The sequence below is a fragment of the Cupriavidus sp. 05N38 genome (assembly GCF_056397345.1).
In genome coordinates this window covers 1-434 of record NZ_JBFTNF010000185.1, presented here as the reverse complement: position 1 = coordinate 434, position 434 = coordinate 1, and the positions used below count along the sequence as shown (strand labels likewise).

Sequence of the window (434 nt, the reverse complement as noted above, 5' to 3'; positions counted from 1 at the left end):
CGTCGGTTTGCTCCTGGCGAAGGCCAGGATCGTCCCCGCCGCTTCGGCGGTGAAGGCGATGACCGCCAGCGCCGTTTCACCCCCGGCGAAGGCCAGGACCGTCCGCGTCGTTTTGCTCCTGGCGAAGGCCAGGACCGGCCCCGCCGCTTCGGTGGCGAAGGCGATGATCGCCAGCGCCGCTTCACCCCCGGCGAAGGCCAGGACCGTCCGCGTCGGTTTGCTCCTGGCGAAGGCCAGGATCGTCCCCGCCGCTTCGGCGGCGAAGGCGATGACCGCCAGCGCCGCTTCACCCCCGGCGAAGGCCAGGACCGTCCGCGTCGGTTTGCTCCTGGCGAAGGCCAGGATCGTCCCCGCCGCTTCGGCGGTGAAGGCGATGACCGCCAGCGCCGTTTCACCCCCGGCGAAGGCCAGGACCGTCCGCGTCGTTTTGCTCC

General features: G+C 71.7%; 1 protein-coding gene. It reads right to left on the bottom strand.

All coding sequences use genetic code 11. The annotated features are described in order from the left end of the window. Positions 1-434 (bottom strand): hypothetical protein (locus AC1DK4_RS40845; RefSeq protein ID WP_477132282.1); only part of this gene is annotated, 434 nt, incomplete at both ends.